Source organism: Mycobacterium sp. (assembly GCF_035314665.1).
GTDB lineage: Bacteria > Actinomycetota > Actinomycetes > Mycobacteriales > Mycobacteriaceae > Mycobacterium.
The window spans coordinates 1-4,283 of record NZ_DATFZD010000306.1; the positions used below are offsets into that span (position 1 = coordinate 1).

Consider the following 4,283-nt stretch of genomic DNA (forward strand, 5'->3'; position numbering starts at 1 on the left):
CAGGTAGTCGCCCAGCTCGGTGAATTCGGCGATCTCGTCGACCTTGGCCAGCATCTGCTTTCGCGTCTGCCCGAGAAACAGGCCGCGGATGATGATGTTCTCGTAGCCGGAGATCTCTGGGTCCATGCCGACGCCCAGATCGAACACCGGCGCGACCCGACCGCTTACCGTCGCGGAGCCACGCGTCGGCTCGTAAATGCCCGAAAGGAGCCGCAGCAGAGTCGATTTCCCGGCGCCGTTGTGGCCCACCAGCCCGACGCGGTCGCCGAGGTCTAGCGACATGGTGATATCATGCAACGCCTCGATGACCACCACGTTGGAGGCGTTGCGCCCGATCGTGCCGCCCAGGACGGTCTTCTTCAGCGAGCGCGATTTGGCGTCGAAGATGGGGAACTCCACCCACGCGTTCTGCGTCTCGATGTGAGGGCGGGGACTCGTCACCGGTTGTCGCCTAGAGGTATTGCCCGGTGCCGTGCCCACCGGGTCCGCCGGGCTTGCCGACGCCCGGCGGCAGACCACGCTGTTCACGCATCTGCTCCAGCTGCGCGCGGGCGGCCATCTGCTGGGCGAACAGCGCGGTCTGGATCCCGTGGAACAGCCCCTCGAGCCAGCCGACCAGTTGTGCCTGCGCGATGCGCAGCTCGGAATCTGACGGGACGGCGCCCTCAGTGAACGGCAGGGTGAGACGGTCGAGTTCGTCCCGCAGTTCCGGCGCCAGCCCCTCTTCGAGCTCCCGGATGCTGGTGGCGTGAATCTCGCGTAAGCGGTTGCGGCTGGCGTCGTCGAGCGGGGCGGCCCGTACCTCCTCGAGCAGCTGTTTGATCATGGTGCCAATCCGCATCACCTTGGCCGGCTGCTCGACCAGGTCGGTCAGCGATCGGTCATCGGAGTCGTCATCCTTCGCGGCCGCCATCATCCGCGGGTCGAGGCCACCGATGATTTCGATGTCGTCGTCATCGTTGCCGTTACTCAATCCAGTCACTCTCCTTACGCTGGCGGCGGGTCACGTTTTGGGACTTGCCGGGGCGCCACGCCATTCGTAGATCCAGGCCTGGCCGTTGTCGTAGATCTTCGCCCACCTCTTCGATTGGTCTATTGACACTAGTCCGTCGGGCACCTTGAACTTCCCGACCGTCGGGACGCTGGTCAGGATGTAGCGAATGTTGAGTGCCCGCACCGCCTCGGCTACTCGCGGATCGTTGTCGCGATCGGCGTAGGCCCAGAAAATGAAGCGGTAATAGCCCGGGCCGGTCTGCTGCGGAAAGTCGTAGTGCGTCCACAACGGGTGCAGGTCGGCGACGGCATACATCCACGCGGTGCCGTCGACATTGGAGTCGCCGATCACCGTTGTGCGGGCGCCGGGCAGGGTCGCCAGATACGCCATCGCGTCGAGGTCTTTCTGGTTGATGATCACCGAGTCGTATTTGTCGCCGAACAACACCAAGTGTCGGTAAAGGTAATGGCGCGCGGTGAACACAGTGCTCACGATCAGCAGGACAACCGTCGTCGCCACCCACACCGGTGCGGGCAGTCGGGTGAACCGACCGGTGAGCCGTTTGGTCGCGGCAACGACGCCCAGGACGATTGCGAACACCGCGATCCCCGCCATCGGCGTCACAAGCATCGTCACCACGGCGGAGAGTCGTCGCGGATCGTTGTAGAAGAACTGGCTGAATTCTTCGATCGCCGAGCCGAGCGGGTTGTGAAACGGCGCCCCCGAGTAGATGGTCGCCACGGTCAGCACCAGCCAGAGCACCGGCGGCCACCAGATTCTCTTGTACAGCAGGATCGCCATCCCGATGCCGCTCAGCACGACCAGGCCGTATTGGATCGGGAAATCGTTGAGGTGCCGGGTGTGCAACAGCAGCGCATCGATGACGCCCTGCTTGACGCTTTTGAAGCTGGGGAACGCGTGCCCGGCGATGATGTCGGCCTGGTGAGCCACCCCGATGAACTGCGGCGCCAATATCAGCGCCGTCGGGACGGCCACCATAGCCAGGGTCAGCAGGTCGGCCCGCCGGCCGTGTACCGGGTGCCGCCACGCGTGGAAAATCCACCACGCCAACAGGAACAGGATGACGACGAATCCGCCGGTGAGGTGCACCGACAGGATGCCCACCAACGCCAGCACGGCGGCCGGGATACGGTCGCGATGTCTACACGTTGAGGTGATCAACACAAACGTCGGGATCGCGACCCCGTAGGCCGCCAGGTTGGGCATCGCGGCGACGCCGAACTCGACGTAGGGCACCGATGTGAACGACGCCGACATCGCGGCCGACGTGGCAGCCGCCCCGGCGGCGCGCCACTCACCGGTAGCGGGCCTGAGCAGAAACCAGGTGAGCATGGCCGCGCTGGACGGAAACAGCCAGACCGATGCCGCGACCGAACTCAGGGTGTAGCCGGTGGTGGGCGCCGCGCCGGTGAGCTGACAGAACACCGCCGTCAGGGCGTGAAACACCGACGGGTAGTACAGCGGCTGGTGGGTTTCGACGTTGCGCAGCTCGCCCATGTGGGTCGACGACGCCTGGCCGGTGTCGAGGATGAAGCGCACCTCGTTCGCGTGCCAGACCGCGTCCCAGGTACTGGGAATGGACTGCCAATGCGTGATACCGCGGTAGGCCGCCCACATGATCAGCAGGGCACCCAGCAGCACACCCGCGGTGACCGTCAGCGTTTGCCAACCGCGGATCCCTTCCGTCTTGGCCTCGGCGTCGCGGTAGCGGGCGAGCAGCCCCTGCAAACCCGTCATCACCAGGCAGACCGCGGCCAGCGTGATGAGCGCTGTCCAACCGTTCCAAGGGATTCCGAGCGCCCCGAAGGGGATTATCGCCAGAGCGACCACACCGTAGGTGAGCGCCGGGCCAACTGCGACGGCGACCGGCCAAGTTAGCTGACTGATTCGTGCGACGATTGCCCCCGGCGCGATCAGCAAAAACAACGCGATCAGCGTTCCGAACCACAGCCCCACTGGACTAGTATGGCTGGCCGGGTGACCTGGCTCGGTAGGGCGGGGACGCATCTGGGCGCCTCGCTACCGTCACGGTTTGGCTTATTGCGCATAGCTCTAAGGTGGCTGGCATGGCATACGACGTCGCCCGGGTGCGGGGATTACACCCGTCGCTCGGGGACGGTTGGGTGCACTTCGACGCGCCATCCGGGATGCTGATTCCCGACTCGGTGGCGACCACCGTGTCGACCGCATTCCGCGGATCGTTTCCCAACACGGCCGGTCCACACCCGGCGGCCAAGCGCAGCGCCGCGGTGCTGGAGGCGGCCCGGCAGGCGGCCGCGGACCTGGTCAACGCCGACCCGCGGGGCGTGGTTTTGGGTGCCGATCGCGCGGTTTTGCTGTCGTCGTTGGCCGACGCCTCGTCGACCCGCGCCGGCCTGGGCTACGAGATGGTCGTCACTCGGCTCGACGACGAGGCGAACATCGCGCCGTGGCTGCGCGCAGCAAACCGGTTCGGCGCCAAGGTGAAATGGGCCGAGGTCGATATCGAGACCGGTGACTTGCCGACCTGGCAGTGGGAGGGCCTGATCGGGCAGCCGACGCGTCTAGTTGCCGTGACATCGGCATCGGGGACCTTGGGTACCGTCACCGATCTGCGCCCGGTGACCAAACTGATCCACGACGTCGGCGGGTTCGTGATTGTCGACCATTCCGCCGCGGCGCCGTATCGTCTGATCGACATCGACGAAATCGACGCCGACGTGGTGGCCGTGAACGCCGTCGGCTGGGGTGGTCCGCCCATCGGAGCGTTGGTGTTTCGCGACCCGGCGATGATCAACACCTTCGCTTCGGTGTCGACCGACCCGTATGCCACCGGGCCGGCGCGCCTCGAGGTCGGCGTGCATCAATTCGGCCTGCTGGCCGGTTTTGTCGCCAGCATCGAGTACCTTGCCTCACTTGACGAGTCGGCACACGGAACGCGACGCGAAAGACTGTCCACCTCAATGCAATCGGCGATGTCGTACATGGACGGGGTATTCGAGTACCTGATGGGCTTGTTGCGTTCGCTGCCATTGGTGGTGGTGATCGCCCGGCCCGAATCGCGGATACCCGTCGTCAGTTTCGCGGTCAACGAAGTGCCGGCCGAGCGGGTGGTGCAACGGCTGTGGGATAACGGCATTCTGGCGATCTCCAACGCCAGCTCGCGAGTGCTCGACGTAATCGGGGTCAACGATGTCGGCGGCGCGGTCACCGTCGGGCTGTCGCACTACTCGACGATGGCCGAGGTGGACCAGTTGGTGCGTGCCCTGGCCTCGTTGGGCTAGACGGT

General features: G+C 65.3%; 4 protein-coding genes. 1 reads left to right on the forward strand and 3 read right to left on the reverse strand.

Features of this window, described 5'->3' with window-relative positions; all coding sequences use genetic code 11:
• From VKI00_RS21495 to VKI00_RS21505, 3 genes are all read right to left on the reverse strand, one after another.
• The coding region (locus tag VKI00_RS21495; RefSeq protein WP_324441010.1) for an ABC transporter ATP-binding protein at positions 1-441 on the reverse strand (441 nt) is incomplete at its 3' end.
• 10 nt (positions 442-451) lie between these two features.
• Positions 452-916, reverse strand: a complete 465-nt coding sequence (locus VKI00_RS21500; RefSeq protein ID WP_324441016.1) for a bacterial proteasome activator family protein — start codon at positions 914-916, stop codon at positions 452-454.
• An 87-nt stretch (positions 917-1,003) separates the two neighbouring features.
• Positions 1,004-2,971 carry a DUF6541 family protein gene (locus VKI00_RS21505; protein WP_324441012.1) on the reverse strand — a complete coding sequence of 656 codons (1,968 nt, stop codon included), beginning with the start codon at positions 2,969-2,971 and terminating at the stop codon, positions 1,004-1,006.
• A 110-nt stretch (positions 2,972-3,081) separates the two neighbouring features.
• On the opposite strand from VKI00_RS21505, the gene VKI00_RS21510 reads away from it, so the two are divergent.
• The gene (locus VKI00_RS21510) at positions 3,082-4,278 is read left to right on the forward strand and encodes a cysteine desulfurase-like protein (RefSeq protein ID WP_324441014.1); all 1,197 of its coding nucleotides are present in this window, start codon (positions 3,082-3,084) and stop codon (positions 4,276-4,278) included.
• Positions 4,279-4,283 lie beyond the last annotated feature (5 nt).